We start from the raw sequence: 24,446 nt of genomic DNA on the forward strand, positions 1-24,446 counted from the left end.
CCGGCACATGCGTCCTATGCCTGGGGGGCCCTGTCCCGGTCGCGTCCGGAGGTGGCGGCGGCCCTGGCCGTGCCGGGAAGCTGTACGTGCACGGGGGGCCAGTTGCCCCACCCGGGTGCCGGTTCGGCGGCGACGTCGCGCCACCACGGCTCGACGGCGGGAGGGTTCGCGGGTTCGAACGGCTGGCCCGGCCGGGGAGCCGCCATCGTCACGCCGGCGAACTGCGTGGCACGCATGGACCATTCGGCGGGTTCGGCCCACGGGTGAAGAGCGAGGTTGAAGGTACCCCAGTGGATCGGCAGCATGACGCCCGCCGACGGGTCGTCGCCCTGGAGGTCGAGATGGGCCCGGACCCCCTCGTCGGGACTCATGTGGATGTCGGGCCAGGCGCCGGGTTCCGGCTTGCTGTCCGTCTGGTCCTTCGGCCAGTACTGGCTGTACGCACCGATCTGGATCATGGTGGCGTCGAACGGGCCGTGCTCGGCGCCGATCTCCTTGAAGCCGGGGAAGTAGCCGGTGTCACCGCTGTGGTAGATCCGGTGCTCGGGGCCGGCAACCGCCCAGGAAGCCCAGAGGGTGTGCTGCTGGTTGCGCAGACCTCGGCCGCAGAAGTGCCGGGCGGGCGTCGCGGTCAGGCTGATACCGGCGACGGTCGTGGACTCGTTCCAGTCGAGTTCGTGGATCCGGTCCAGGGGCACCCCCCAGCGCTCCAGGTGCGCGCCGACACCGAGAGGTACCGCGAAGACCGTGGCCGTGTCCGCGAGCGAGCGGATCGTCGGGAGGTCGAGGTGGTCGTAGTGGTCGTGCGAGATCACCACGACATCGACCGGGCCGAGGGCACCGAGCGGCAGCGGTGCGGGGTGCACACGCTTGGGGCCGGCGAAGGCGAAGGGCGAACAGCGCTCGCCCCAGACCGGGTCGAACAGCACCCGCCGTCCGTCGATCTCGGCGAGCACACTGGAATGCCCCATCCAGGTGAGCCGTAGTCCGGAGGCGGGGGGCTCGGCGAGGTCGGCGAGGGTCGTGGGGTGGACCGGCACGGTCCCGGTCGGCGCTCTGAGGACCCGCTCCTCCTTGCGGAAGTAGACCTTCGCGAACTCCAGCGCGGAGCCGGACGGCCTGGTCCGGGCCCCCACCGGGTTCTGGAAGACCCCGTCGGCGAAATTGGGGGAACGGCGGATGCGTTCCATACGGGCGCCGCCCGGGTCGGCCCCGAAGGCGGCGGGACGCAGCGCACGCAGCCGGGTGCGCAGCGGGAGTGGGGAGTCAGCGCCGGTCACAAGGTCTCCTGAGGGAGTCGGTATCGTCTCATTATGGACAGCGGGAACGGCTGCGCGAGTACGGAGCATCCAACCGGATGGCGCTCCGGAAGGAGCCGATCAGCCACGCTGCTGCCCGTACACGTGCTCGACGTGGAGCCGCAGGACGATCCGGCGGTCCCTGACCATGGCCCGGCGGTAGTCCTCCCAGTCCGGGTGCTCACCCTGGACGTCGCGATAGAGGGTGATCAGTTCCGCCACGGTGGCGTCATCGGGGTCGGCGGCCACCGGTGTGAGCTCGGCCGTACCGTCCGCGACCGTCCAGGCCCAGCGGTCCTGGCTGGTCACGTGGTAGCTCGCCCGCGGGTCCCGCGACAGGTTCCGGGTCTTCGCCCGGCCCTCGGTGACCGAGACACGGATGATGCGCTCGTCGGGGTAGTAGAAGTGGTTCACATTGGACATCTGCGGTCTGCCGTCCCGCCTGAGCGTGACCAGCACACCGCCGTTCTCCTCGGCCACCAGCCGTAGCAGTTCCTGCTGCTGTGCATCGAATCCCGTCATGCCGGATCCAACGTCCGGTCCGCCCGCAGGATTCCGGATCCGGTACGGACTCGTTCGGCAAGCGTCCGGATCAGGCCACCCCATGCCGCCCGGCCGCTCCCCCGGCGCACCGATGTCACATTCCGTGGCCCGCGTTTCGTCGCACCCGTGTCAGCAGCCCGGCGGCGGCATCCTCACCACCCCCGCCGGCACCGAGCCGTACCGGAGGAGACCGGTCATGACAGCCCGTATTTCGCTCGACCCGCCCCGCAGCCTCCTGTTCCGTGCCGTCTCGTGGTACTCGAACCGTGCGTACGGGAAGGTCATCGATCCCCTGCGCGCCGGTGCCCACCACACCGGGGTGCTGTGGGCCTGCTCCAGGCTGGAGCTGTCCGTGGACCGCTGGAAGAAGCTGGACCCGCGGCTCAAGGCCCTGGCGGTGATGGCGTCCGCGGCCACCGTCGGATGCGGCTGGTGCATGGACTTCGGCTACTGGGTGCACCACGGCCAGGGCATGGACCCGCGCAAGCTCCGCGAGGTACCCGGGTGGCGCGAGAGCGACGTCTACACCCCGCTGGAGCGCGAGGTGCTGGCCTACGCGGAGGCCATGACCGTCACCCCGCCCCAGGTGGAGGACGCGATGGTGGACCGGCTGCGTGGTTCGCTCGGTGAGGCGGCGCTTGTCGAGCTGACGACGGTGATCGCGGTGGAGAACATGCGGTCACGGTCGAATTCGGCCCTGGGACTCACCAGTCAGGGCTTCAAGGACCGGTGCGAGTCGCAGTGGCCCGGCACGTCCGAAGAGCACACTCCGGCCACGGACCGATGAGGCGGCGCAGACCGCGTTGACAGTGGGCCCCCGGCTCCCAATACTGACTGGTGATTCAGTAAATGATCGTCGGCCGGTATCGGGGGCGGCGGGTCCGCTCCCCCGGTATCCACGGCACCGCCCCGGGCCCGCCCCGATCGCGTGACCGAGGAGCACCCCCGATGACGACACCTCCGGTGTCCCCGCCCGCCCCGTTGATCTCCCTGACCTGGACGGACCACGTCACGGGCCGCCAGGGGCACCTTGTCGTCGACCGGCTGGTGCGCGGGGTGTCCAGTGGCGGGCTGCGCATGCGCGAGGGCTGCACGCTGGCCGAGGTCACCGGGCTGGCCCGCGGCATGACGATGAAGGAAGCCCTCCACTTCGACGCGGACCGGCCGGGCGCGCGCTACATACCGCTCGGCGGCGCAAAGGGCGGAATCGACTGCGACCCCCGCGATCCGGCGGCGTACGGCCTTCTGGTGCGCTATCTGCGGGCGATGCGTCCGTACGTGGAGAGCATCTGGACGACCGGCGAGGACCTCGGGCTCACCCAGGAACTGATCGACCGCGCCGCCGCGGAAGCGGGGCTCGTCTCCACCGTGCAGGCGGTGTACCCGCTGCTCGACGACGAGGCCGCGGCGCGCCGGCGGCTGGCCGACGCCTTCGCCGTCGAGGTGGACGGCATCGGCCTCGACGAGCTGGCCGGCGGCTGCGGAGTCGCCGAGTCCGCGCTGGCCGCGCTGGACGGGGCCGAGATCGCGTACGCGGACGCGCGGGTCTCGCTCCAGGGGCTCGGCACCATGGGCGGGGCGACCGCCCGGTTCCTGTCCCGGGCGGGTCTGCGGGTGGTCGCTGTCGCCGATGTCAAGGGAACGATCGCGAACCCGGACGGTCTCGACGTCGAGGCGCTCCTCGGTGCCCGCGACGCCTACGGCACGGTGGACCGGGGCGTGCTGCGCGACACCGATGAGGAGCTGCCGGCCGACGCCTGGCTGGCGCAGGACGCCGACGTGCTCGTACCCGCCGCCGTCTCCTACGCCATCGATCTGACGAACCAGTCCCGGATCAGAGCCCGTTGGGTGGTCGAGGCGGCCAACATGCCGGTCCTGCCGGAGGCGGAGGCACTGCTCACCTCGCGCGGGATCACGGTGCTGCCCGATGTGGTCGTCAACTCCGGTACCAACGCCTGGTGGTGGTGGACACTCTTCGGCGACATCGGCGCGGACGCGGATGAGGCCTTCGCGTACATCCGGCGCTCGATGCGCGCCCTCATCGAACTCGTACTGGCCCGCGCCGAGGCGGACGGCCGCACTCCGCGCGCGGCAGCGCACGCCGTCGTCGCCGACCGGCTGCCGGTGATGGCCGACCGCTTCGGCTGGTACCGCTGAACCCGAACCCGCAGCCGGTTCCGGGCCCGCCCCCGGCCCTCTGTGGAGCGGGCATTGGTTAGGCTGACGCCGTGGCAAGAGTGCGGTTGGGTGTGGCGGAGCGGCGCGAGGAGTTGCTGCGCGCTGCGGTCGAGCAGATCGAGGTACGGGGTGTCGCGGCGGTACGGATCGCCGATGTGGCATCCGTGCTCGGCGTGAGCAACGCCCTTGTGCTCTACCACTTCTCGACCAAGGAGAAGCTGGTCGCAGCCGCGTTCGCACACGCCGCGGAGGCCGACCTGGCCCATCTGCGCAAGCTGCTGAGCCGGCGCACCACGGCCGTCCGCCGCCTGCGCGCCGCCGTGCGGTGGTACGCGCCGACGGGCCAGGCCAAGGGCTGGCGGCTGTGGATCGAAGGATGGGCGGCCTCCCTCCGCGACCCGGCACTGCGCAATGTCGCGGGCGATCTCGACCAGCAGTGGAAGGCCGAGCTGGCCGAGGTCATCGAAGAGGGCGCGGCCGCGGGCGAGTTCCGCTGCGACGACCCGATGTCCGTCGCCTGGCGGCTGACCGCGCTGCTGGACGGTCTGGCGGTACAGATGACGTCGTACGCGGGTCCGCTGTCCCGCGCCACGATGCTGGAGTGGGCCGAGGAGGCGCTCGCCCGTGAACTGGGCATCGACCACGGGACCCTGATGGCCTGACGCGCTGCCGGGCCCGGCCGCCCCGTCCGGGTGATCCGCCTCTCCGGCTCCCGTCCGCCGCTTCGCTTCCCCGGGGCGGGTCAGGTCTGACGCACCGGTGCGTAGGCCTCTCCCTGAAGTCCGAAGGTCCACGCGACGCCCTCCTTCGCGGTCCTGGTGCGCGGCGGCACCCGGAGCCAGTACGTGCGATGTGTCCCGTCCGGTTCCGGAGTGGAGTTGACCACCTCCACCATGACCACGTCCTCGTCTCCGTCGAGCGGGATGCGCCAGAGAACACCCGTCTCGTCCCGGTGCACCGGTTCGGCTCCGGACTCGGTGAGATACCGGTCGTACCCGTAGAACTCCAGCATCACGCGGCGCAGCTCCGCGTTGGCCTCGGCACGGATCCGCTCGGGCGTCAGCACGGCCAGCTCGGCGAGGAACTCGGCGGGTACGGGCATGCCGCGCCAGGCGTACAGGGAGAAGCCGTCGCGGTAGGCGAGCGCGGGACCGTCACCGCTGTCGAGCCGTCCCGCCTCGTCCCGGTGCAGGGTCTCGGGACGTTCACTCATCACCACCGTGCGCTCGTACGGCCACCACCAGCCGGCGTTCCTCGCGACGGCCGCGAGTCCGTCGAGCCGGTCGCCCCGGCCGTCGAAGGCGGCGAGCCAGGCCGCGTCGTGCTGCCCGAGGACGGCGTCGAGCAGAACCAGCCGCACATCCGACTCGTCCTCGGGCTTCCCGGCGAGGTCCGCCACGACCCCTGCCCGTATGCGGTCGGCCAGCGCGGACGTGGTCTCCCAGAGCTGGGCACCGGTGGCGGACCACAGCGCGGACCAGCCGGCCGGGCCCAGTTCGTCGTACATCCGGCGCCGTTCCTCCGCCCACGGCCGGGTCCGGACGTCCTCACGGACCGAGCGGCCCGCATCGGTCAGCTTCTCCACCGCCTCGACGGCGGCCCTGGGCGAATCCGCCCAGACGAACTCCGCCGGCTCGGCCAGACCCGCACGCCGGTAGGCGAGCCGCACCCCTTCTTCGGCCGCTGCCCGGTCCGCCGCTCCGGTCGCCGCTGCCACGGCCCGCCATGAGTCCACGTACTGCATCGTCTTCCCCGTCCCCTGATCCTGTGTTCCGTGTTCCGGACGCCCCTGCGTCCGGGAGTGTCCCGCAACTGCCCATGTATGTCTGCCGGTCACCGTGGGTGTGTCCGTCGGTGTGGGAGCGCCCGCCGAGGTGGGTGAACTGCCCCCTGTGTGACTGGCCCGGCCCGCGTGCGCTGCCAGGTGCTCACGCACCGCCGTGCGCCCCTGGCGTTCCCGGAGGTCCTGGTCACTCAGTCCGCGACGATGCGGACCGCCCCCGGTGCGTATTCACGCTGGCGCACCACTCGGAACCACCCCTTCGGCAGCGAGATCACCGCATGTTCCTCGTGCACCACGCGGCCGCCGTCGGGGAGGTGGAGCAGCATCGGGCCGAACACCCCGCCCTCGCGGATGAGTCTTCCCGGCCCCGGGACGGCGTGCGCGTGTCCGGTGACCTCGCCGAGCGCGAGGACCAGCCGGCCGCGCCCGTCGCGCAGTTCGCCCGGCGCCTCCAGGAGATTCGCGGGCACCGCGGACTCCTCCAGCGCCATGATCAGTACGTCACCCTGCCGGTACACAGAGGTCTCCCCTCCGTGGCCGCACCCACTGTGCCGGCCACAGGGAAGACGCTACGGCGGGGGTCTGACAACGCCGCCTGCCCGAGGTCATGGAGGCTGTGGCCCGGGGTCCGTCCACGGCTCCGCCGGGCTGTCCTCCGGTTGTGCTGTCCGGCCGGAACCGGCCGCCTCACCTCAGCCGACGGAGCCCGGGCGTCGTTCACGTCCGGGCGACCGGCGGCAGGGCGTCGTTCACGTCTGACGGCTCGGACTCGACTTCTGTGGCGGCATCCTCGCGTGCTCTCCCGGCGTCCTTGTCAGGTCACGCTCCCGGGTCGTCCCGGGTGCCCCGGTCCGCCGCCTCGCGCAGGGTCGCCCGGATGTGCGCGACGGCTTCCGTCGCCGGGAGATCGGTCAGGCCCTCCGTGAACGGCAGATGCACGGGGCAGAACCACTCGCAGTACTCCGGGTGGCCGGCCCAGTCGTCCGGATACGTGCGCGTGGGCCGGAATCCCACCAGTGTGAAGTCCTCGTACTCAAAGCCTGAACGTTGGTACGGGACACAGCATATGGCGCAGAACGGCGGCTCCATCGGGCGCTCTCACTCTCTGGCGGGTCAACACCTGCGGGTCGCTCACCGTAACCGACCCCGGAAGCCCGCCCGGGCCCGTCCGGGCGCCGGCTCGCCCTGCACGGCGTGCCCCTGCCGGGCGGTCCGCGGATACCCCCGGGCACTGTTCGACCACGCGGGCCGAGCCGGATCCGCTTCTTGTGAACGAGCCGGGGAGCCCGGTCGCCCCGTTGTCAGTGGGACTTGATAAACCTTGCGGACATCAAACCGTCGCCGTCATCAGGAGATCAGGGCCATGTCCGATGTGGACCACCTGCACGAACTGCTCGGCCTTCCGGCCGTCGATTTCCAGTCCGGGACGGACGGCAGCCCCCGGCCGGCCGCCGACGCGGCGGCCTGGCGCGTGTTCGTCGAACCGTACGAGGACGAGGACCACACCTGGGAGCAGGAGTTCGCCGCGTTCCTGGACGAGGTGGACCCGGCCGGTGTCCGTGCGCTGATCATCGGGCAGTGGGGCGAGTCGTACGAGGAGACGTCGTCGTACCCGATCGATCTCGTCATCGCCGCGGCCGAGCGGCTGACGTCACTGGAAGCCGTGTTCGTGGGCGATCTGACGATGGAGGAGGCGGAGATCTCCTGGATCCAGCAGAGTGACGTCACCGCGCTGCTCACCGCCTTTCCCGCGCTGGTGGAGCTCGGGGTGCGCGGTGGTTCCGAGCTCGTCTTCCCCGCCACGAAGCACGAGCGGCTGCGTTCGCTCACCATCGAGACCGGCGGGCTGCCGGTGCAGGTGGTGCGCGGGGTGCTGGACAGCGAACTGCCCGCGCTGGAGCGACTCGACCTGTGGCTGGGTGTCTCCGCCTACGGGGGCGAAACCGATGTCGCCGATCTCGCCCCGCTGCTGTCGGGGACCCGTTTCCCGGCTCTGAGCCATCTCGGTCTGCGCAACAGCGAGGTGGAGAACGAGATCGCGGCGGCCGTCGCCTCCGCCCCGGTCGTGGCGCGGCTGCGCACCCTCGACCTGTCCTGCGGCACCCTCGGCGACGAGGGAGCGGCGGCGCTGCTGGAGGGGCAGCCGCTGACACATCTCGACGTCCTCGATCTGCACCACCATTTCCTCACCGAGCCGATGGAGCGCCGGGTCGCCGAGGCGCTGGAGCCGCACGGCGTGCGGGTGGATCTGTCGGACCGCTGCAAGCCGTGGGGCGACCGCGGGGCGGCGGGCCGGTACGTCACGGTGTCGGAGTGAGTGCGCGGTGACGTACATCGAGCACCCCGGCACCTTCCACGGACTGCCCGTCCTCACCCTGCCGCCGCCCGGTGAGCAGGGCCCGGCTCCGACGGCGCTGCACGAGGCCGGCTCCGCGGCCCGGCGGCCGGACTGCGCCGGGGAAGGGCCGGCGCTCCCGGATCCGACCTCGCCGGACCTGCACCACCACTCCCTCACCGATCCGGTGAGGGGGCGCGTCCGCGAGATGTACGCCCGCGAGGGCGTCCACGTCGGTCTCGACGAGGCGGACCACTGGGATCCCGAGGACGACGAGCCCCGTTATGTCGCGGTCGGCGAGTAGGGCGCCGCGCCTTGCGGTCGTCGGCAATCCCGGCAGCCGCAGGGTCGGCCTCTTCCAGGACGCGGTGCGCGCCGCCGGGCTTCCGGCTGCCCGCTCGGTGTCCTGGCTCGGCGTACTGAGGGGCGAGGCGGACTTCCTGCCCGGCGAGACCGTGCGCGTCGAATCGCCCGGCGAGGACGCCGAGGTCGAGCGGCTGCTGCGCGGGGTGGCCGACCCGACCAGGGTGGAGGGCTCGGCCCTCTGGTACACGCGGTTCGTCTCCGCCGTGCGGGACGTGGCACGGGCGGCCGAGGCTGCGGGCGCGCTCGTGCTCGACGGCCCGGGCGACATCGCGACGCTGTTCGACAAGCGCCTGTGCCACGGGGTCCTGGACGCCGCCGGTGTTCCCGTACCCGCCTCGCCTACATCGGGGCAGGGCGCTCGTCCCGTCCGTGGCTGGGCCGATGTACGCGCGCTGATGACGGAACACCGCCTGCCACGCGTGTTCGTGAAGCCCGCGCACGGATCCTCGGCCTCCGGGGTGATGGCCGTGGAGACGGCCGGTCCGGGGCGGATCCGGGCAGCCACATCGGTCGAGCGCGATCCGGCCGGCCGTCTCCACAACTCGCTCCGGGTCCGCCGCCTCACGACGGAACGGGAGGTGGCGGCGATCGTCGACGCACTCGCGCCCGACGGCCTGCACATCGAACGCTGGCTGCCCAAGGCCTCGCACCGGGGCCGGGCCTCGGATCTGCGGGTCGTGGTGATCGACGGCCGGGCCACCCATGCCGTGGTCCGCACCAGCAGCTCCCCCATGACCAATCTGCATCTCGGCGGTACACGCGGCGATCTGGACGAGGTGCGGGCCGCCATCGAGGCGGCGGGCGGCAACTGGGCCGAGGCGCTGGCCGTGTGCGAGAGGGCGGCCGCCGCCTTCCCGGACATGCTGTGCGTGGGCGTCGATCTGCTGCCCGCCACCGGCTGGCGGCGCTTCGCCGTCGGCGAGGTCAACGCCTTCGGCGATCTGCTGCCGCGGCTGACCGGCCTGCCGGGCAGCGGCGCCGAGGGCCTGGACACCTATGCGGCGCAGATCGCCGCCGTACTGAACCGAGCAAGGAACCACCGTGTCAGCGCAACCCCCTGAATCACACTCCGGCGTCACGGACGCCGCCGGCCCCGACATGAGCGAGGTCGTGGGCAGCCATGATCTGCTGCTCGTCACCCTGGACACTCTGCGGTACGACGTCGCGGCGGAGCTCGCCGCCGCCGGCCGTATCCCGAATCTGGCCCGGCATCTGCCGGGCGGCGTCTGGGAGAAGCGGCATGCTCCGGGGAGCTTCACCTACGCCTCGCACCAGGCGATCTTCGCCGGGTTCCTGCCCACACCGGCCTCCCCCGGACCGCATCCCCGGCTGTTCGCCGCGCGGTTCGCCGGCAGTGAGACCACGGCGGAGCGCACCTTCGTCTTCGATACCCCCGATCTGGTCTCCGGCCTGGCCGGGGCCGGATACCGCACGGTGTGCATCGGCGGGGTGGGTTTCTTCAACCGGCAGGCACCGCTCGGCTCGGTGCTGCCCGGACTGTTCCAGGAGGCGTACTGGGAGTCCGGGTTCGGGGTGGCCTCACCCACCTCGTTCGAGGAGCAGGTGGCCCGCGCCGAGCAGGTCGTCGGGGAACTCCCCTCCGGTCAAAGGCTGTTCCTCTTCGTCAATGTGTCGGCCTTGCACCAGCCGAACTGGTTCCACCGGCGCGGTGCGACCCGCGACGCGGGAGACAGCCGTGCCACCCACGCGGCAGCGCTGGAGTACGTGGACGCGCACATCGGCCGCCTCTTCGCAGCCGTGAGCAGCCGCGGACGGGCGTTCGCCATCGTCTGCTCCGACCACGGCACGGCGTACGGCGACGACGGCTACACCGGTCACCGGCTCGGTCACGAGTCCGTCTGGACCGTTCCGTACGCGCACTTCTTCCTGGAACCGGGAGCCACCGCACGATGACCAGTCGGCACACCACTCGCCCGTACCAGAGCTACGTCTACGCCTACCCGCACAAGACCGCGTACAGCAGGCTCTCCGAACACCCCGGCGGGCGGCCCTCGCTGAGTGACCTGTGGGCGGGCGAGAGCAAGGACGCGCTCTCGCTCTACCTCCACATACCCTTCTGCGAGGTCCGCTGCGGCTTCTGCAACCTCTTCACCCGGATCGGCGCGCCCGACGAGCTCACCACCCGCTATCTGGACGCGCTGGACCGGCAGGCGACTGCTGTACGGGATGCCCTGGGCGACGCGGAACCGGTGCGCTTCGCCGCCGCCGCGTTCGGCGGCGGGACGCCCACCTTCCTGACGGCCGGCGAGCTGGAGCGCCTGTGCGACATCGCGGAGAAGCGCATGGGCGCCGACCTGCGGTCCGTACCGCTGTCCGTCGAGACGTCACCGTCGACCGCGACGGCCGACCGGCTGGCCGTCCTCGCCGACCGGGGCACGACGAGGATCAGCATCGGTGTGCAGAGCTTCGTCGAGGCCGAGGCCCGTGCGGCGGTCCGTCCGCAGCGGCGTGCCGATGTCGAGGCGGCCCTGGGTCTGATCAGGGAGAGCCGCATCCCGGTCCTCAACATCGACCTGATCTACGGCATCGACGGCCAGACCGAGCAGAGCTGGCGTACCTCCTTGGACGCGGCACTGCGGTGGCAGCCGGAGGAGCTGTATCTCTATCCGCTCTACGTCCGGCCGCTGACCGGCCTGGGCAGGCTCGGGGGCGCTGACGAGGCTGCCGCGGACGCCGCCTGGGACGAGCAGCGACTGCGGCTGTACCGGGCCGGCCGCGACCATCTGCTCGCCCTCGGCTACGAGCAGGTGTCGATGCGGATGTTCCGCCGCGCCGACGCGCCGCGCACCGAGGGCCCCGACGACTACGCCTGCCAGACCGACGGCATGATCGGCCTGGGCTGCGGTGCCCGTTCCTACACGTCGCGGCTGCACTACTCCTTCGACTACGCGGTGGAGACGCGCGAGATACGGGCGATCATCGACGGTTACACGGCGGCCGAGGACTTCTCGCGCGCCGAGGTGGGCCGGTTCACCGACGGCGACGAGGCACGCCGCCGCCATCTTCTGCAGTCCGTCCTCCAGGCCGAGGGACTGCGCGTGTCCGAGTACCGCGAACGCTTCGGTACGGAACCCGGCCAGGACTTCCCCGGCGAGCTCGCCCGGTTCGACGGGCGGGGCTGGCTCGACCGCGACGCGGCTGCCGACGGCCTGCTGCGGCTGACACCCGAGGGACTCGCCCACTCGGACGCCCTGGGCCCCGAGCTCTTCTCCCCCGCCGTACGGGCCGCGATGGCCGCGTACGAGCTGAAGTGAGCCCCGCATGGATCTGACGATTCTCTACCGGGGTCCGCTCGCGTCGTGCGACTACGACTGCCCGTACTGTCCGTTCGCCAAGCGGCGCGACAGCCGGGAACAGCTGCGGGCGGACCGGGCCGCGCTGGAGCGCTTCACCGCGTGGGCGGCGGCGCGGACGGACGACCGGATCTCGGTGCTGTTCACCCCGTGGGGCGAGGGCCTGGTGCGCTCCTGGTACCGCCGGGCGCTGGTCGAGCTGTCACGGCTGCCGCACATCCGCAGGGTGGCGATCCAGACGAACCTCAGCGGCCGTACGCAGTGGCTGGCCGCCGCCGGCACCGCGGGCCGCGAGAAGATCGCGCTCTGGTGCACGTACCACCCGGGCCAGACACCGTACGAGCGGTTTCTCGGCCGGTGCGCGGAGCTGGCCTCGCTGGGGATCCGCCACAGCGTGGGAGTGGTCGGGCTCGACACCCATCTCGACGAGGCGCGGCGGCTGCGGGCCGCCCTTCCCGAGGAGGTCTACCTCTGGGTCAACGCCGCCGAGGGACACACCTACACGGACGAGGAGGCGGACCGGTGGACTGCGATCGACCCGCTGTTCCCGTACAGCCGCCATCCGCACCGCTCGGCCGGCCTGCCCTGCCGGACCGGTGAGTCGGTGATCTCGGTGGACGGGGACGGCACGGTGCGACGCTGTCACTTCGTCCGTGCCGAGCTCGGCAATCTCTACGACGGCAGCTACCGCGCGGCGCTCGGGCCCCGGGCCTGTCCGCTCGCCGTCTGCGACTGCCACATCGGTTATGTGCACCTGGAGACACTGCCGCTGTACGACGTCTTCGCCGGCGGGGTGCTGGAGCGCATACCGGCGGATCCGCTGTCCCCCGCCGCCCCGGCAGGATCCTTGGGCGGCTGAGGACAGCGGATGGTCAGAGCGGCAGCAGGTCGGGGCGTTTGGCCTCGACGTGGTCGCCCGAGGACTCACCGCGCAACCGCCTGCCGATCCACGGCACCAGGTACTCGCGTGCCCAGTGGATGTCGTCGCGCCGCACTTCGAGCGTTCCGCGCTGTGCCTGCGGCGGCCACGGCTGGTCCGGGTCCGCGGGCACGTCGAGGCCGAGGACCTGGGCGGCGCGCAGCGCGACCCGGGTGTGTCCCTCGGGCGAGAGGTGCAGCCGGTCGTCGTCCCAGGCCCGCCGGTCCTGCACCGAGCGCAGGGACCAGAGGTCGAGCACCGGGCAGTCGTAGCGGTCGGCGATGGACCGCACATGAGCGGTGTAGGTGGCGATCTTGCCGCGCAGATGGCGCAGCACGGGAACGTCACGGGTGTCGAAGCCGGTGGTGACCATGACGGTGCCGACCGACCGGGTCAGGTCGGCGACCGCGCGCTCGAAGCGCTCGGCCACGTCGTCCGGGTCGGTGCCCGGCCGGATGATGTCGTTGCCGCCTGCGCAGAAGCTCACCAGGTCGGGGGCGAGTTCCCTGGCGCGCGGCACCTGTTCCTCGACGATCTGGTCGAGGAGTCGTCCTCGTACGGCGAGATTGGCGTACCGGAAATTCCCGTGCGCGGCTCCTGCGGTGTCCGCCGCGTCGGTGTCCGGGAGCTGGTCCGCGAGGAGTACCGCGAACCGGTCGGCCCAGCCGACGAAGGTTCCGTCCGGGCCGGGGTCACCGACTCCCTCGGTGAAACTGTCGCCAATCGCCGCGTACGACTCGATGGCGTCCTGTCGGTTGATGACGCCCTGCTGGATGTTGTTCGAATCGTCTGCCACAAGGGCATATCCTGCCTCGCCGAATGTGACCTACGCGACCGTAATATGGGGTTGACGGGTGGTGAGATAGACCACCTGGTCAGTTTTTGGTAAAGGGGGAATAAGTACGCCCCCCGGTGGGGCGTGCGCACGCAAAAGCGGAGGGACGGTGCGCCGCCGCGCACCGTCCCTCCATGTGTTGCTCAGGCCCGGATCACCGGACCGGTGTTGTCCGGATCAGACGTTGATCCCGTGCGACGCCAGGTAGGCGATGGGGTCGATGTCCGAGCCGTACGCCGGGCCCGTGCGGACCTCGAAGTGGAGGTGCGGGCCGGTGGCGTTGCCCGTGGAGCCGGACAGGCCGACCTGCTGACCCGCGGTCACGGTCTGACCCGCCGAGACGGAGAGCGAGGACATGTGGCCGTACTGCGAGTAGTGGCCGTCGGCGTGCTTGATGACGACCTCGTTGCCGTACGCGCCGCCCCAGCCCGCGGTGACGACGGTGCCGGAGGTGATCGCCTTCACGCTCGTACCGGCGGAGACGGGGAAGTCGATGCCGGTGTGGCTGCCGCTGGACCAGCTGGCGCCGGAGGCGCGGTAGGCGGTGGTGTGGTTGCCCGGGACCGGGTGGACGTAGCCCGAGTCGTTGCTCCGGGCGGCCGGGGCGGAGGTCTCCTCGGACGACGAGGCGTCGGAGGAGGACGAGGGGGTGGAGTCGGAGACCGTGGAGGCCTTCGTCTCGGACTTGGCCGGAGCCTCGGGCGCGGCCTTCGACGGGGTGGTGGTGCCCGTGGAGGTGGTCGAGGAGTGACCCCAGGCCTTGCCGCCGAGGGTCAGCTTCATGCCGGGGAAGATCAGGCTCGGGTTGTCGCCGACGACCTTGCGGTTGTCCTGGTACAGCTTCTCCCAGCCGCCCTTGAGCTTGTGCTGGGCGGCGATCTTCGACAGGTAGTCGCCGGAGACCACGGAGTAGGTCGTGGTGCCGGCCTGCTTCTTCGCGACCGGGTTGGCCGGGGTGGCGTGCGTGGCGGCCGACTGCGCGGCTGCGGGAGCGGCCTGCTCCGCGGCGTTGGCACCGGTGGCGCCGAGTAGCGGAAGCGCGATGACGGCTCCGCCGGCACTCGCGACGACGACGCCACGGGCGATGGTGCTGGACTTGGGACGGCGGTGCTTACCCGATATGGGCATGAAGGTTTTCCTCTCCGGCGCCTGCGAGGTGAGCTGTCGGGTTCGGACTGGAGATGTCCGGTCGCGGCTGGCGCGACTTCACCCCGAGCCGGCCGGATTCCCGGTCGGCGGCTTACCTGGTTCCCCCGCTCCTGCCACGCGGTGAGTGAGTGCGAATTCCGGGCGGCGGCAGGATTAGGCGGTCCGTCCGGATGGCAGTGAACGTAAGCGAGCCGGGACGGCGGAAACAAGCCACCGGCTCCACCACCGATTCCGCTTCGGGAAATCGGCGAAGAATTCCGGTCACACTCCGTGGATTATGGATCTTGGCTTTCCGCGCGGTTCCCGGAATACCCCAACGCGCCACCGCCACACACCGTCACGGATATGATCCCGCTCACGAGAGAGCGACCATCTCCCGTACAAGCGGGGCAAGTTTGACGAAAAACCCCAATTCGGACATGTCATGCCCATCGCCCCACCCCTTCGCACCAGCAGCGGGGACCGGGAGCTTCGGACCGGGCCCACGAGCCCCTGCCGCCGAGCCGAAATCCAGGGCCTGCACCAGAGCCTGAAATGCGGCCTCACCCAAGAGGATTATCCGAGGAATCGATGTCGTATCGTCACGAGCGTGGACCCGCCGGCGACACGCGTCGGCGACCGAGCCTCCAGGAGTGACCGTGACGCAGCAGCTGCCGCAGACCCCGTCGACGGAGCCCGAACTGGCGGGTGTCCGCAATTTCCGTGACGTGGGCGGGCTGCCCACCTCGGACGGCCGCCGGGTGCGGTACGGACGGCTCTACCGCAGCGGTCACCTGGCACACGCCACGGCCGAGGACGCCACGTTCCTCGCCGGTCTCGGGCTGCACACCGTGTTCGACTTCCGCAACGCAGCCGACCACAAGCTGGACGGCCTGGACGTGGAACTTCCCGGCGTCCGCAATGTGAGCATCCCGCTCACCGACCCGGCGGACGGCGCGGAATTCTGGCGAATGGTGCGCGACGGCAACACGGACGAGCTGCGGTCGATCCTGGCCGACGGCAAGGGATCCCACCGCATGATCGCTTCCTACCGGCAGATCATCCTGGAGCGCACGGCCGAGCACAGCCGGGTGCTGCACGCCCTGGCCGAGGACAGCGTGCCCGCCCTGATGCACTGCGCCGCGGGCAAGGACCGCGCGGGTCTCTCGATCGCGGTGTCCCTGCTGGCCGTCGGCGTCGAGCGCGAAGCAATCGAGTCCGACTACCTCAAGTCCAACGACGCGCACCGCCGCTACAAGGTCCACCGCAGCGACGCCTCCCCCGCCGGAATGTCGCCCGAGGTGATGGAGCTGCTCAATCCGCTCTTCGGCGCCCACCCCGACTACCTCGCCGCGGCCTTCGCGACCATCGACGAGACCTGGGGCAGCACCGACCGCTACCTGGCGGACGGTCTCGGGGTAACCCCGGAGACCCGCGAGCGGCTGCGCGAGCGCCTGCTCGACGAGGTCTGACCGACGGGCGGCGCCCACGGCTTCCACTGGTGCACCGCCGCAGCGAACCGGGCGGCGCGCCGCCCCGGCAACCGACACTGCGGCACCGCCCCTTACCGCTGATACACCGCCAGGGCCAAGGGCTGTGGCGGTGCACCGCCACAGCCGCTACTGGTTGTGCATCCCCACGGCGAACAGCAGATAGAGGAAGCCCGCGATGATGTGCCCGGCCACCAGATAGGCGAAGAGCCTGATGACGAGCCCGCGAGGCATCTTCTTCTCCTGCGGGTCATAGTTCTTGGGGCGGCCCGGGCCGAGCGGGTCGTAGTTCTCGGAATCGGACATGACAGGTCCTCTCTGGCGACCGGCGGGGCCGGTGGCGGGGACGGCGTCTCAGCGACGGTGGATCCCGCTGCCGAGACACAGCTCGGCGGCGGGGCTCTGGAGCAGGGTGTGGACGAAGAGCAGCTCCGCGCCGTCACGGTCGAGGGCCGCGATCCGGTGCGGGGTGAGCGAGTCGAAGTGCGCGCTGTCCCCGGGTGCGAGGTCGTGGACCGTCTCGCCGAGGGTCACCCTCAGATGGCCGGCCAGGACATGGAGCCACTCCTCGCCGGGATGAACCCGCACCAGATCACCCTGGGCGCCGTGCGGGACCCGGACACGCAGGGCCTGCATCGCCCGGCCGGGGCCGCCGGCCTGCTGGTACATCCAGCCGTCGGCCTCGGCCCCTTCGAACCTGCGGCCACGGACGATCGCGTCACGTTCCGGGGGGATCTCACCGAGCAGCTCGGAGACCGTCGTACCGTAGATCCTGGCAAGTCCGAGCAGCATGGGAAGCGAGGGCTGGCGGCGGCCCGTTTCGAGCCGGGACAGATGGGCGGGCGAGAGCCCGGCCCGCTGAGCAGCGGTCTCCAGGGTGAGACCACGGCCGCGGCGCAGTTCGCGCAGGCGTGGCGCGACTCCGGGCAGCTCGTCGGCCACCCCTCCCTCTGGAGGATTCATATCTCCATTTGGCCAGGAACTTTCCTCGGAGGCAAATTTCTTGCCTCCGAGGCAAACGCTGGGCGGCCGCCCTCGGTCCGCCGCTGATCAGCGGTTAGCGACGGCCTGCTTCACCAGGGTCCGCCCGAAGTCCCACATCAGTCCACCGCCACCGTGCGCGTCGTCCATCACAGCCGTGAACGCGCCCACGAAGCGGTCCACGTCCGCTTCGTCGATCACCAGGGGCGGGATCAGTTTGATCACTTCCAGGTGGTCGCCGGAGACCTGAGTCAGGATCCGGTGCTTCTGCAGCAGCGGTACGACCACCATCTGCGCGAAGAGCCCCTTGCGGGCGGCCTGAAGCATGGTCCAGCGGCTGCGCAGCTTCAGCGAGGACGGCCGGCCGAACTCGATACCGATCATCAGCCCGCGCCCGCGCACCTCGTGCAGCAGCTCGTACTGCCCGAGGAGCGCGGCCAGCCGTTCGCGCAGCAGATCACCGGTGCGGCGCGCGTTCGCCACCGTCTCCTCGCTCTCCATGACCGCGAGGACCGCGAGTCCGGCCGTCATCGCCTGGGCGTTGGAGCCGAAGCTCGCGGAGTGGACGAGGACGCGGTCCATCGAGGAATAGACGCGCTTGAAGATCCAGTCCTTGCCGAGCGTCGCTCCGACGGGCACATAGCCGCCGGAGAGCGCCTTGGCCACGCAGACCAGATCGGGTTCCACCCCCTCCTCGTGCTGGTAGGCGTAGAAGTCCCCGGTCCTGCCCAGGCCGGTCTGCACCTCGTCCGCGATGAGCAGGGCCTTGTGCTTGTGCAGCAGCTCCTGGGCCTCGCGCAGGAAGCCGGGCGGCGACGCGTGCACCCCCTTGCCCTGGATGGGTTCGACGACGAGTCCGGCCACGTCGCCGTGCTTGAGCTCACGGCGCAGGGCGTCGAGGTCGCCGAGTTCGATGGCGGTGTCGGGCAACAGCGGGGCGAAGCCGTCCCGGAAGCCGGCCTCGCCGTTGACCGAGAGCGAGCCGGTGGTGAGCCCGTGGAAGGCGTGGGAGCAGTACAGGATCCTCGGCTTCCCGGTGGCGTACCGGGCGAATTTCAGGGCCGTCTCCACCGCCTCCGTGCCACTGTTGCCGAAGAAGACCCGGTCCAGGTGCGGGCTGTGGGCGAGCAGCTTCTCGGCCAGCAGACCAGGCAGCGGCTGGCAGTCGAACCGGGTCAGATCGGCAAGCGAGGCGTCCAGAACATCATGCAGCGCCTTGCGTACGACGGGATGGTGGCGGCCGAGCCCCATCACCCCGAAACCGGCGAGCATGTCCAGGTAGTCGTTGCCCTCCGCATCCCAGAAGTGCGCGCCCTCGGCCCGTTCGTAGACCCTGTCGAAGCCGATGGTGTGCAGCATGCGCGGCAGTTGGTGGTTGAGGTACTTCGTGTGCAGGTCGTAGCGTTCGGCGCCGCGCTCCGCGAGGAGCCGCGCCAGGTCGAAGCCCTTAGGCCCGTCGTCCGTCATGCCCCGTTCTCCTTCTCCCCATGGCTCAGAGCGTCCGGCCCCGCTTCCGGCCCCTCGTCCGCGTCGCGGACGTCCAGCGCGGCGCTGATCCGGCCCGCGATCTCGACGGGTGTGAGTCCGATGTCGGCCAGCACCTCGGCCCTTTTCCCGTGGGCGAGGAACTGGTCGGGAATGCCGAACGTCCGCAGCGGTACGTCGACTCCCGCGTCCCGCAGAGCCTGCCCCACCGCCCAACCGACACCTCCGGCCCGGCTGTTGTCCTCCACGACGGCGACGAGCCGGTGTTTCGCGGCGAGCGGCGCAAGCTCCGCGTCGACCGGCTTGACCCAGCGCGGATCGACCACGGTGCAGCGGACCCGGCGGCCCGTCAGCAGGTCCGCGGCCCGCAGACAGACGGGCGCCATCACGCCGACCGCGACCAGGAGCACATCGGCGTCCTCCGCACCGTGCAGGACGTCCATGGAGCCGATCCTGCCGATCGCGGGGACCGGATCCCCCACCGACGCCTTCGGGAACCTGATCAGGGTGGGTGCGTCGTCCACGTCGAGCGCCTCACGCAGTTCGGACCGCAGCCGGTCGGCGTCGCGCGGTGCCGCGATCCGCAGTCCCGGCACGACCTGGAGGACGGAGAGGTCCCACATCCCGTTGTGGGAGGCCCCGTCCGGTCCGGTGACCCCGGCCCGGTCGAGAACGAACGTGACGCCGCACCTGTGCAGGGCGACGTCCATCAGCAGCTGATCGAAGGCCCGGTTGAGAAAGGTCGCGTACACGGCGACGACCGGGTGCAGTCCGCCGGTCGCCAGTCCGGCGGCGGAGACCGTCGCGTGCTGCTCGGCGATCCCGACGTCCCAGACGCGGCCGGGGAACGCCTCGGCGAACTTGGTCAGCCCGACGGGGTGCAGCATCGCCGCCGTGATCGCGACGACATCCGGACGCTCCGCGCCGATCCCGGCGATCTCGTCCCCGAATACGGAGGTCCAGGACGGCCCGGCCTCGGGAGCGAGCGGGGCGCAGGTCAGCGGATCCATCGCGCCGACGGTGTGGAAGTGATCGGCCTCGTCCCGGAGCGCGGGAGGATAGCCCCGGCCCTTCTCGGTGAGGCAGTGCACGAGCACGGGTCCGTGGAAGCGTTTGGCGCGGTGGAGCGCGGACTCGACCGCGATGGTGTCGTGTCCGTCGATCGGGCCGATGTACTTCATTCCGAGGTCCTCGAACATGCCCTGCGGGGCGAAGGTGTCCTTGAACCCCTTCTTGGCCCCGTGCAGCGACTCGTACAGCGGCTGTCCGATGACGGGGGTCCGCTGCAGGACGCCCTTGCCCCAGGAGAGGAAGCTCTCGTAGCCGTCGGTGGTGCGCAGGGTCGCGAGGTGGTTGGCGAGGCCGCCGATGGTCGGGGCGTAGGAGCGCTCGTTGTCGTTGACGACGATGATCAGGGGGCGGTCCTTGGCTGCGGCGATGTTGTTCAGCGCCTCCCAGGCCATGCCGCCGGTGAGTGCGCCGTCACCGATGACCGCCACCACATGGCCGGGGCGTCCGAGCACCTCGCCTGCCTTGGCGAGGCCGTCGGCCCAGCCGAGCACGGTGGAGGCGTGCGAGTTCTCGATGACGTCGTGCTCGGACTCGGCACGCGAGGGATAGCCGGAGAGGCCGCCCTTGCCTCGCAGCTTGGAGAAGTCCTGCCGGCCGGTGAGGAGCTTGTGTACGTAGCTCTGATGGCCGGTGTCCCACAGGATCCGGTCCACGGGCGAGTCGAAGACCCGGTGCAGGGCGATGGAGAGCTCCACCACCCCGAGGTTGGGGCCCAGGTGGCCACCGGTCCTGGCCACCGCCTGGACCAGGAACTTCCTGATGTCCTCGGCGAGTTCGCCGAGCTGCGGTTCGTTCAGCGCCTTGAGATCGTGCGGCCCCCGGATGGACTGGAGCAGCGTCATGCCCGGGCCCCCTCTCTGGTCCTGTTATCGGCTCACGATGACGGCCCGGACCCTCGGTCCGCGTCCCGCCGACCGCCGCCGGCCCGGCCCGGACGCGCCGCGAGGTGCGGCACGTCGCCGGCGGCCGGGCCGGCAGCGCGCGGAGAGCCGGCCCGGCCGGCTCTCCGGCAGCCGTCATGTCACCGGTTACCGCCGACGGTCTCCCGCGCCGCGCGCAGGGATTCCTTCAGCGACCCCATGGTGGCGAGTACGGCGGTGGGCTCGTAGCCGCAGTGCGCCATGCAGTTGGCGCAGCGCGGGTCCTTGCCCCGGCCGTACTTGTCCCAGTCGGTCTCCTCGATGAGCTGCCGGTACGTCGGCACGTACCCGTCGCTCATCAGATAGCAGGGACGCTGCCAGCCGAACAGGGAGTAGTTCGGAATGGCCCATGCCGTGCAGGGGAAGTCCGCCTTGCCCTCCAGAAAGTCCAGGAAGAGCGGCGAGTGGTTCAGGCGCCACCTGCCCCGGTTGCCGCCCGCGAAGGTCTTCTTGAACAGCTCACGGGTCTGTTCGACACCCAGGAAGTGTTCCTGGTCGGGTGCCTTCTCGTAGGCGTAGGCGGGCGAGATCATCATCTCGTCGACCTTCAGGTCGTCATTGAGGTAGTTGAGGACCTCGATGATGGTCTGCGGTGTGTCGGTGTTGAAGAAGGTGGAGTTGGTGGTGACCCGGAAGCCGCGCCGCTTGGCCTCCTTGATCGCCGCCACCGCCTCGTCGAAGACTCCTTCCTTCGCGACCGATTCGTCGTGGCGCTCGCGCAGCCCGTCGATATGGACGGCGAATGCGAAATAGGGCGAAGGGGTGAACTTCTCGATCTTCTTCCGCAGCAGCATCGCGTTGGTGCAGAGGAAGACGTATTTCCGCTTCTCCACCAGCTGCCGGACGATTTCGTCGATCTGCGGGTGCATCAGCGGCTCGCCGCCCGCGATGGAAACCATCGGGGCGCCCGATTCGAGCACGGCGCCGACGGCCTGGGCCACCGGCATGCGCTGCTTGAGGACTCCGGCCGGGTGCTGGATCTTCCCGCAGCCCTCGCAGGCGAGGTTGCAGGCGAACAACGGCTCCAGCTCGACAATCAGCGGGAACTTATCCCGCTTTCGGAGCTTCTGTTCAATGAGGTACGTCGCAACCTTGATGGACTGACGGAGCGGCATGGCCATCTAGCTCACCTCCTGGGGAGCAGCAAAGATCGGTGCCATTCATAGAAAGCCGGCAGGACGGCACGGAGAACACGGAAAGCCGATATTCCACCGCGGAACGTGCCGATGCGGACGAGCTCATGCTCCGGAGCGTCCACGACCACCCGTACGGCCGCAACCGGGCGTGGCCCGGACCGCAGAGCGATGCGCAGCGTCGCGGCGGACTCCATGTCCACCGCGATCGCTCCGGTGGCCCGCAGCGCGGCCCGCTCATGCCCTCGGACGACATGATCGGAGCCGGTCAGCGGACCGGTGTGGACGGTGCGTCCGGGTACGGCCCTGGCGAGTGCGTCGGCGAGCAGTTCCGTGCCGGTGCAGGTGTCCGACCGCCCGGCTGTCCGGGTCTCGTCGGCCACCACCAGGTCGCCGGGGTGCATGCCGGGTTCGAGCCCGGCGCAGAACCCCGAGGCGATGACCGCGGCGCCGAGCGCCCGGCCCTCGCCGAGCGCTTTCGCCACGGCGGTTTCGGCCGCCTTCGGCCCCATGCCCGTACGGAGTACGGTCACCGGGCCCGGGGCAGTTCCCGCCCTGGCCCTGCCCGTGCGCAGGGCCAGGTGCTCGATGCCCAGGGCACAGGCGACGAGCAGCGGAGCGGCGGGGCCGGCCGGCCCCTGGGCATCGCCCATCAGATCCCCTCGCGAACCGCCGTGCGGCCCGCGAACGGGTCGCCGTGCACGTACCGTCCGAGTGCGGTCAGCGGGAAGACCTGCCGGTAGAGGTGGTAGTTGATGGAGAAGTCCCAGGGGAAGCCGGTACCGGTGAAGTACGGCTCGTCCCAGGAGCCGTCGGCCTGCTGGGTTTCGGCGAGCCAGGCGATGCCGCGCGAGACGGCCGGGGTGTCGCGCCGACCGGCCGCGAGGAGGGCCAGCAGGGCCCAGGCGGTCTGGGACGCCGTCGAGGCTCCGTGGCCGATCCACTTGTCCTCGTTGTACGAGCGCAGGTCCTCGCCCCAGCCACCGTCGTCGTTCTGGACGGATTCCAGCCAGCCGACCGCCCGGCGGATGGCGGGGTGCGCGGCGGGCAGTCCGGCGGCGACCAGCGCGGGCACCACCGACCCGGTCCCGTAGACGTAGTTGACGCCCCAGCGGCCGAACCAGCCGCCGGCCGCGTCCTGTTCGGCGAGCAGCCACTCGATCCCCCGGCGGGTCGCGGGGTGCCCGGAGTGGCCCTCGACGGCGAGCATCTCCACCACATGGCCGGTGACGTCGGCGGACGGCGGGTCGATGACCTCGCCGAAGTCGCAGAACGGCAGCCGGTTGGGGAAGGCGCTGGTGTTGTCGGCGTCGAAGGCTCCCCAGGCACCGTTGCGGGACTGCATGCCGACGTTCCAGCGCACTCCGCGCTCGATGGCGGCCTCGACCCGCGCCTGGTCCGGGTGACGGACCCGGCGCAGCGCGAGAACCACCTCCGCGGTGTCGTCGATATCGGGGTAGTTGTCATTGTGGAACTCGAACGCCCAGCCACCAGGCGCCAGTTGGGGCCTGCGCACGGACCAGTCACCCGGTCGTACGATCTCCTCGCCGAGCATCCAGTCCGCCGCCTTCACCAGCGCCGGGTGATCGGCGGCGACCCCGGCGTCAGCGAGAGCGATGGTGGCGAGGCAGGTGTCCCAGACCGGGGACTGACAGGCCTCGATCATGCGGGCACCGTCCTCGCGCCGGACCGCGAACCGGTCGAGCGATTCGAGTCCCGCCCGCATCACCGGGTGGTCGAGGTCGTAGCCGAGCAGATGCAGGGCGATGACGGAGTACACGGCAGGTGGCTGGATTCCGCCCCAGCAGCCGTCGTTCTCCTGGCGTTCGATGATCCAGCGCGCGGCCGCGTCCATGGCGGCCTTGCGCAGCTTGCGCGGGGCGACCCGGTGGTAGAGGTGCAGCGCCTTGTCTAGGCGCTGGAAGACGCCGTCCCAGCTGGTGGCCGGGGCGCGGCGGCGGGGCGGGTTCGGTTCGCCGGGATCCGTGTGCAGCTCGTCCAGGGCGAAGGGCGCGGGTCGCACCGGCCGTTTCGCGGAGACGACGGTGAGCGGCACGATGGTCTGGCGGGCCCAGCAGCCGAAGTCGTAGATGTTCAGCGGGACCCACTTGGGGAAGAACATCAGCTCGGGCGGGAGTTCCGGCAGGTCGTCCCATTTCCACCAGCCGAAGAGAGCCAGCCAGATCCGGGTGAACACGCGGCTCGCCGCGATCCCGCCCTGTTCCCTGACCCACCCCGCGGCACGGGCCATGTGCGGTTCGTCCGGCCGATCCCCCGCCAGGCGCAGGGCCACATAGGCCTCGATGGTGGCGGAGAGATCCCCGGGACCACCGTGGAAGGTGGCCCAGGTGCCGTCGCCGAGCTGTTCGCCGCGGATGAAGCGGCTGGCCGCCTGGACCGTGGCGGGATCCTGAATGCCGAGAAACTGCCGGAGCAGGAGGTCCTCGGCGTCCATGGTGACGTTGGTGGCGAGGTCGCCCTTCCACCAGCCCTGCTCGTCCTGTCTGCCGAGGAGGTGCTCCACAGAGCGTTCCGCGGCCCGCCGCGCGGCGGCGAGTACGTCGTCCGCGGCGATCGTCGATTCGGTTGTCGGAATACTGGCCGAGGCTGCGCGGGGATCAACAGCCCCGGTGCTTCCGTCGGTCGTCGCTGTCATGGCTTCCCCTT

The 24,446-nt window shown here is 70.7% G+C and carries 24 protein-coding genes and 1 riboswitch; of the genes, 10 read left to right on the plus strand and 14 right to left on the minus strand.

Annotated features, from left to right (window positions below; genetic code table 11):
- Nucleotides 1–14: 14 nt before the first annotated feature.
- Both ACZ4LX_RS00105 and ACZ4LX_RS00110 read right to left on the minus strand, forming a co-directional pair.
- Nucleotides 15–1,280 carry an MBL fold metallo-hydrolase gene (locus ACZ4LX_RS00105; protein WP_467635840.1) on the minus strand — a complete coding sequence of 422 codons (1,266 nt, stop codon included), beginning with the start codon at nucleotides 1,278–1,280 and terminating at the stop codon, nucleotides 15–17.
- Between the two features lie 99 nt (nucleotides 1,281–1,379).
- Entirely contained in the window at nucleotides 1,380–1,820 is a 441-nt protein-coding gene (locus ACZ4LX_RS00110; protein WP_467635845.1) for a PPOX class F420-dependent oxidoreductase, read from the minus strand.
- A 217-nt stretch (nucleotides 1,821–2,037) separates the two neighbouring features.
- Here ACZ4LX_RS00110 and ACZ4LX_RS00115 point away from each other — a divergent pair, with 217 nt between their 5' ends.
- The 3 genes from ACZ4LX_RS00115 to ACZ4LX_RS00125 all read left to right on the plus strand — a co-directional run bounded on the left by ACZ4LX_RS00115 (nucleotide 2,038) and on the right by ACZ4LX_RS00125 (nucleotide 4,681).
- Entirely contained in the window at nucleotides 2,038–2,628 is a 591-nt protein-coding gene (locus ACZ4LX_RS00115; RefSeq protein ID WP_467635848.1) for a carboxymuconolactone decarboxylase family protein, read from the plus strand.
- A gap of 161 nt (nucleotides 2,629–2,789) precedes the next feature.
- Nucleotides 2,790–3,998, plus strand: coding sequence for a glutamate dehydrogenase (locus ACZ4LX_RS00120; RefSeq protein WP_467635852.1), 1,209 nt, complete (start codon nucleotides 2,790–2,792; stop codon nucleotides 3,996–3,998).
- A gap of 92 nt (nucleotides 3,999–4,090) precedes the next feature.
- Nucleotides 4,091–4,681, plus strand: a complete 591-nt coding sequence (locus ACZ4LX_RS00125; protein ID WP_467636824.1) for a TetR/AcrR family transcriptional regulator — start codon at nucleotides 4,091–4,093, stop codon at nucleotides 4,679–4,681.
- 80 nt (nucleotides 4,682–4,761) lie between these two features.
- Here the strand turns inward: ACZ4LX_RS00125 and ACZ4LX_RS00130 are convergent, their stop codons facing one another.
- The 3 genes from ACZ4LX_RS00130 to ACZ4LX_RS00140 form a co-directional block, all read right to left on the minus strand.
- Complete coding sequence (locus tag ACZ4LX_RS00130; RefSeq protein ID WP_467635853.1) at nucleotides 4,762–5,763, minus strand: DUF6745 domain-containing protein; 1,002 nt, start codon at nucleotides 5,761–5,763, stop codon at nucleotides 4,762–4,764.
- A gap of 230 nt (nucleotides 5,764–5,993) precedes the next feature.
- The gene (locus ACZ4LX_RS00135) at nucleotides 5,994–6,320 is read right to left on the minus strand and encodes a hypothetical protein (protein ID WP_136330525.1); all 327 of its coding nucleotides are present in this window, start codon (nucleotides 6,318–6,320) and stop codon (nucleotides 5,994–5,996) included.
- A 301-nt stretch (nucleotides 6,321–6,621) separates the two neighbouring features.
- Nucleotides 6,622–6,816: a hypothetical protein gene (locus ACZ4LX_RS00140; protein ID WP_467635859.1), complete on the minus strand. Its 195-nt coding sequence runs from the start codon at nucleotides 6,814–6,816 to the stop codon at nucleotides 6,622–6,624.
- Nucleotides 6,817–7,165: 349 nt separating this feature from the next.
- On the opposite strand from ACZ4LX_RS00140, the gene ACZ4LX_RS00145 reads away from it, so the two are divergent.
- From ACZ4LX_RS00145 to ACZ4LX_RS00170, 6 genes are read left to right on the plus strand one after another with little or no spacing between them, the layout of a single operon-like run.
- On the plus strand, nucleotides 7,166–8,119 hold the full coding sequence (locus tag ACZ4LX_RS00145; protein ID WP_467635862.1) for an STM4015 family protein: 954 nt from the start codon (nucleotides 7,166–7,168) through the stop codon (nucleotides 8,117–8,119).
- 7 nt (nucleotides 8,120–8,126) lie between these two features.
- Nucleotides 8,127–8,441, plus strand: a complete 315-nt coding sequence (locus tag ACZ4LX_RS00150) for a hypothetical protein (RefSeq protein WP_467635866.1) — start codon at nucleotides 8,127–8,129, stop codon at nucleotides 8,439–8,441.
- Entirely contained in the window at nucleotides 8,422–9,564 is a 1,143-nt protein-coding gene (locus ACZ4LX_RS00155; protein WP_467635868.1) for an STM4014 family protein, read from the plus strand. The genes ACZ4LX_RS00150 and ACZ4LX_RS00155 overlap by 20 nt, the downstream gene beginning before the upstream one ends.
- Before the next feature lie 37 nt (nucleotides 9,565–9,601).
- Nucleotides 9,602–10,417, plus strand: coding sequence for an STM4013/SEN3800 family hydrolase (locus tag ACZ4LX_RS00160; protein WP_467636827.1), 816 nt, complete (start codon nucleotides 9,602–9,604; stop codon nucleotides 10,415–10,417).
- A complete protein-coding gene (locus ACZ4LX_RS00165; protein ID WP_467635871.1) occupies nucleotides 10,414–11,778 on the plus strand; it encodes an STM4012 family radical SAM protein in 1,365 nt (454 codons plus the stop codon). The genes ACZ4LX_RS00160 and ACZ4LX_RS00165 overlap by 4 nt, the downstream gene beginning before the upstream one ends.
- Before the next feature lie 7 nt (nucleotides 11,779–11,785).
- Nucleotides 11,786–12,676: an STM4011 family radical SAM protein gene (locus ACZ4LX_RS00170; RefSeq protein WP_467635874.1), complete on the plus strand. Its 891-nt coding sequence runs from the start codon at nucleotides 11,786–11,788 to the stop codon at nucleotides 12,674–12,676.
- 13 nt (nucleotides 12,677–12,689) lie between these two features.
- On the opposite strand, the gene ACZ4LX_RS00175 is transcribed toward ACZ4LX_RS00170, so the two are convergent.
- Both ACZ4LX_RS00175 and ACZ4LX_RS00180 read right to left on the minus strand, forming a co-directional pair.
- On the minus strand, nucleotides 12,690–13,532 hold the full coding sequence (locus tag ACZ4LX_RS00175) for an SGNH/GDSL hydrolase family protein (protein WP_467635879.1): 843 nt from the start codon (nucleotides 13,530–13,532) through the stop codon (nucleotides 12,690–12,692).
- A gap of 216 nt (nucleotides 13,533–13,748) precedes the next feature.
- Nucleotides 13,749–14,699, minus strand: coding sequence for a M23 family metallopeptidase (locus ACZ4LX_RS00180; RefSeq protein WP_467635883.1), 951 nt, complete (start codon nucleotides 14,697–14,699; stop codon nucleotides 13,749–13,751).
- Nucleotides 14,700–14,702: 3 nt separating this feature from the next.
- Nucleotides 14,703–14,857: riboswitch (cyclic di-AMP (ydaO/yuaA leader) on the minus strand.
- Between the two features lie 501 nt (nucleotides 14,858–15,358).
- On the opposite strand from ACZ4LX_RS00180, the gene ACZ4LX_RS00185 reads away from it, so the two are divergent.
- Nucleotides 15,359–16,171, plus strand: a complete 813-nt coding sequence (locus ACZ4LX_RS00185; RefSeq protein WP_467635890.1) for a tyrosine-protein phosphatase — start codon at nucleotides 15,359–15,361, stop codon at nucleotides 16,169–16,171.
- A 147-nt stretch (nucleotides 16,172–16,318) separates the two neighbouring features.
- Here the strand turns inward: ACZ4LX_RS00185 and ACZ4LX_RS00190 are convergent, their stop codons facing one another.
- The 7 genes from ACZ4LX_RS00190 to shc all read right to left on the minus strand — a co-directional run bounded on the left by ACZ4LX_RS00190 (nucleotide 16,319) and on the right by shc (nucleotide 24,435).
- The gene (locus tag ACZ4LX_RS00190) at nucleotides 16,319–16,495 is read right to left on the minus strand and encodes a DUF6126 family protein (RefSeq protein WP_326740262.1); all 177 of its coding nucleotides are present in this window, start codon (nucleotides 16,493–16,495) and stop codon (nucleotides 16,319–16,321) included.
- A 48-nt stretch (nucleotides 16,496–16,543) separates the two neighbouring features.
- Nucleotides 16,544–17,152, minus strand: coding sequence for a helix-turn-helix domain-containing protein (locus ACZ4LX_RS00195; protein WP_467635896.1), 609 nt, complete (start codon nucleotides 17,150–17,152; stop codon nucleotides 16,544–16,546).
- Nucleotides 17,153–17,239: 87 nt separating this feature from the next.
- Nucleotides 17,240–18,637, minus strand: coding sequence for an aspartate aminotransferase family protein (locus ACZ4LX_RS00200; protein ID WP_467635902.1), 1,398 nt, complete (start codon nucleotides 18,635–18,637; stop codon nucleotides 17,240–17,242).
- Nucleotides 18,634–20,568 (minus strand): 1-deoxy-D-xylulose-5-phosphate synthase, encoded by a 1,935-nt coding sequence (gene dxs / locus ACZ4LX_RS00205; protein ID WP_467635904.1) that lies wholly within the window; start codon nucleotides 20,566–20,568, stop codon nucleotides 18,634–18,636. Before dxs ends, ACZ4LX_RS00200 begins: the two co-directional genes overlap by 4 nt.
- A 179-nt stretch (nucleotides 20,569–20,747) precedes the next feature.
- Nucleotides 20,748–21,767: an adenosyl-hopene transferase HpnH gene (gene hpnH, locus ACZ4LX_RS00210; RefSeq protein WP_467635907.1), complete on the minus strand. Its 1,020-nt coding sequence runs from the start codon at nucleotides 21,765–21,767 to the stop codon at nucleotides 20,748–20,750.
- Between the two features lie 5 nt (nucleotides 21,768–21,772).
- The gene (locus tag ACZ4LX_RS00215; protein WP_467635911.1) at nucleotides 21,773–22,432 is read right to left on the minus strand and encodes a phosphorylase family protein; all 660 of its coding nucleotides are present in this window, start codon (nucleotides 22,430–22,432) and stop codon (nucleotides 21,773–21,775) included.
- Complete coding sequence (gene shc / locus ACZ4LX_RS00220; RefSeq protein ID WP_467635917.1) at nucleotides 22,432–24,435, minus strand: squalene--hopene cyclase; 2,004 nt, start codon at nucleotides 24,433–24,435, stop codon at nucleotides 22,432–22,434. The genes ACZ4LX_RS00215 and shc overlap by 1 nt, the downstream gene beginning before the upstream one ends.
- Between the last annotated feature and the right edge of the window lie 11 nt (nucleotides 24,436–24,446).

Source organism: Streptomyces sp. NPDC026062, assembly GCF_055568375.1.

Coding starts and splice junctions, on each gene's coding strand:
- ACZ4LX_RS00110 (WP_467635845.1), bottom strand. CDS start 1,820: ATGACGGGATTCGATGCACAGCAGCAGGAACTGCTACGGCTGGTGGCC.
- ACZ4LX_RS00195 (WP_467635896.1), bottom strand. CDS start 17,152: ATGAATCCTCCAGAGGGAGGGGTGGCCGACGAGCTGCCCGGAGTCGCG.
- ACZ4LX_RS00155 (WP_467635868.1), top strand. CDS start 8,422: ATGTCGCGGTCGGCGAGTAGGGCGCCGCGCCTTGCGGTCGTCGGCAAT.
- ACZ4LX_RS00200 (WP_467635902.1), bottom strand. CDS start 18,637: ATGACGGACGACGGGCCTAAGGGCTTCGACCTGGCGCGGCTCCTCGCG.
- hpnH (WP_467635907.1), bottom strand. CDS start 21,767: ATGGCCATGCCGCTCCGTCAGTCCATCAAGGTTGCGACGTACCTCATT.
- ACZ4LX_RS00130 (WP_467635853.1), bottom strand. CDS start 5,763: ATGCAGTACGTGGACTCATGGCGGGCCGTGGCAGCGGCGACCGGAGCG.
- ACZ4LX_RS00120 (WP_467635852.1), top strand. CDS start 2,790: ATGACGACACCTCCGGTGTCCCCGCCCGCCCCGTTGATCTCCCTGACC.
- ACZ4LX_RS00180 (WP_467635883.1), bottom strand. CDS start 14,699: ATGCCCATATCGGGTAAGCACCGCCGTCCCAAGTCCAGCACCATCGCC.
- ACZ4LX_RS00160 (WP_467636827.1), top strand. CDS start 9,602: ATGAGCGAGGTCGTGGGCAGCCATGATCTGCTGCTCGTCACCCTGGAC.
- ACZ4LX_RS00115 (WP_467635848.1), top strand. CDS start 2,038: ATGACAGCCCGTATTTCGCTCGACCCGCCCCGCAGCCTCCTGTTCCGT.
- ACZ4LX_RS00165 (WP_467635871.1), top strand. CDS start 10,414: ATGACCAGTCGGCACACCACTCGCCCGTACCAGAGCTACGTCTACGCC.
- ACZ4LX_RS00145 (WP_467635862.1), top strand. CDS start 7,166: ATGTCCGATGTGGACCACCTGCACGAACTGCTCGGCCTTCCGGCCGTC.
- ACZ4LX_RS00170 (WP_467635874.1), top strand. CDS start 11,786: ATGGATCTGACGATTCTCTACCGGGGTCCGCTCGCGTCGTGCGACTAC.
- shc (WP_467635917.1), bottom strand. CDS start 24,435: ATGACAGCGACGACCGACGGAAGCACCGGGGCTGTTGATCCCCGCGCA.
- ACZ4LX_RS00215 (WP_467635911.1), bottom strand. CDS start 22,432: ATGGGCGATGCCCAGGGGCCGGCCGGCCCCGCCGCTCCGCTGCTCGTC.
- ACZ4LX_RS00190 (WP_326740262.1), bottom strand. CDS start 16,495: ATGTCCGATTCCGAGAACTACGACCCGCTCGGCCCGGGCCGCCCCAAG.
- dxs (WP_467635904.1), bottom strand. CDS start 20,568: ATGACGCTGCTCCAGTCCATCCGGGGGCCGCACGATCTCAAGGCGCTG.